Origin of the sequence: Streptomyces sp. NPDC059900 (assembly GCF_050270335.1) — a bacterium.
Lineage (GTDB): Bacteria > Actinomycetota > Actinomycetes > Streptomycetales > Streptomycetaceae > Streptomyces.
Map to the genome: position 1 here is coordinate 1 of NZ_JBNNJZ010000917.1, position 2,166 is coordinate 2,166.

The window sequence follows — 2,166 nt, forward strand, 5'->3', positions numbered from 1 at the left end:
GGGTATGACGCGCCGCCGCATGATGGGAGCCGCGCTGACTGCCGGGGCCGCGGTGCCGCTGGCCGGTGTTGCCGGCCCTGCATGGGCCGGGCCGGGCGCGGTCGAGCCTGCCGCGGGGCGGCTGACGCTGCCCGCGCCGAGAGGGCCGCACCCGGTGGGCACGGTCCAACTGCATCTCGTGGACCGGTCGCGTCCGGACGACATCGCGGGACCCGGACGCTTCCGCGAGTTGATGGCCACCGTCTGGTATCCGGCCCGGAACGTCGAGCGGTATCCGGTGGCGCCCTGGATGCCGGAGGGGGCGTTTGAGGCGTTCCTCGCCGACGCCGGGTTGAGCGATCTGGCCTCGCGGGGGCCGCTGACGGCCGGGCATGTGGGCGCTCCGGTGCGGCGTACGGGCCGGCGACTGCCCGTGGTCGTGTTCTCGCACGGCGCGCACAGCCACCAGGGCGATCACACCGTGGTGGTCCAGGAGCTCGCCAGCCACGGCTATGCGGTGGTGACGGTGGCCCACCAGTACGACACCTACACCCGATTCCCCGACGGCCGGATCGATGTGCCGCTCGATGACGAGCGGGCGCCGACGCTGCCCGGGGACTTCGCCGCCGATCTGCGCTTCGTCCTGGACTGCGTCGAGCAGATCGCCGCCGGCCACAATCCCGACGCCGACCGCAGAAAGCTGCCTGCCGGGCTGCTGGGCTGCCTCGACGCGCGGCGCATGGGCGCGTTCGGCTGGTCCAAGGGCGGCACGGCCACCGCCTGCGCCATGCTCGCGGACGAACGGATCCGGGCCGGCCTGAGCGTGGACGGGCCGATGCAGATGAAGCCGGCGCTGGACGGCGACCTGCACCGGCCGTTCATGATGATGTCGGCCGAGTTCGCCCGTTCCACCAATCCCGCGGCTGCCGCTTTCTGGCCGCACCTGAAGGGCTGGCGGCTGGACATCCAGGCACAGGGCGCGTCCCATATCTCGTACGGCGACAATGAGGCGCTGTTCCCGCAGGTAGCGAAGCTGTATGGATGGAGCAGGAAGCAGCTCGAAGACGTGATCGGCACCCTCGACCCCGGTCAGGCGGTGCGGATCCAGCAGGCGTATCCGCTCGCGTTCTTCGACCAGCACCTGCGCCACCGCCGCGAGCACCTGCTCGACGGCCCGTCCCCGGCCTTCCCGGCCGTGACGTTCCTTCCGTGAACGAGTGCGAGGGACCGCGACGCCGCGGTCCCTCGCAGGCTCGTGAGGGAGCAGGACGACCGGGCCGGGCTCCGCGCGATTGCGTTCGGGCCCTGACGGCTGGCCGGGGCGCGCGTAACTTCACGGTTGGTGCACGCTCATCGGCGTGCGCCTGCGCCTGTCCGCGATCCCGCGTGCCGGGTATCGACGGTCGTGCCGTGCGGTTCAGGGGCGCCAGTCTTCCCGCCACAGCTGGTGGCGTTCATTCGGCAAAGCGAGCGCTTTGAGCTGCAGCAGGGCGGCCACGTCGGTGTACGGCCAGGTGGCGGCGCCGTGATCGGCTGCGCGATGCGCGCTCTCGCTGGTGTGAGCGGTGCCCCGATGGAGCGCTATGTCCCGGCGCATACGGGGTGGGAGGGCCGTCGCCGCACGAAGGAAGACACGATGAGCTGCGCCGCGAGTGGCGGGCGATCGGGCGGAGGACGTGCAGGGTCCGGCGCCCCCGCCTTTGATGTCCCCGCGTCGGCGCGGCTACGGCAGCCTCGCGGGGCGACACGCAGCTGCGCTGCCTTCAGCCGCATCCGTTCTGCCTCGGCGCGCATCTCGCGTGCCCTGTCAGCCGCTTCCCGGGCGTCGTGGCGCACCTGCTCGCACCGCTCGAAGATAGCGGAGTTCTCCCAGATACCGGCCGAGTTACGCATCTTGTCCCTCGCTTGCAATCAACTTCACGGCGCTGGAGCCCGGACTCGCGCCGACCGGGCAGGAACCGTGTCCGCTCGCGGGGCCGACCAGACCATCCGCCGGTCCGCCCGGTCCCGGGAACGTCTGCACGATCACCCCTAGTGCGGCCGGCCCCCGACAGCGCCTACGGCCTCTCGGGTGGTGGACCCCGGCTCGGATGACCGGCGGCAGGGCCTTGCCGGGGCAGGTCGTGGGCGTCGATCGCCTCGCGGACGAGGGTGATGAGCCGCAGTCGAGGGCAGAGCCTGCAGGGC

General features: G+C 72.0%; 1 protein-coding gene. It reads left to right on the forward strand.

All coding sequences use genetic code 11. The annotated features are described in order from the left end of the window. Positions 1 to 1,192 (forward strand): alpha/beta hydrolase family protein (locus ACQKIP_RS45665; RefSeq protein ID WP_427745696.1); only part of this gene is annotated, 1,192 nt, incomplete at its 5' end. Between the last annotated feature and the right edge of the window lie 974 nt (positions 1,193 to 2,166).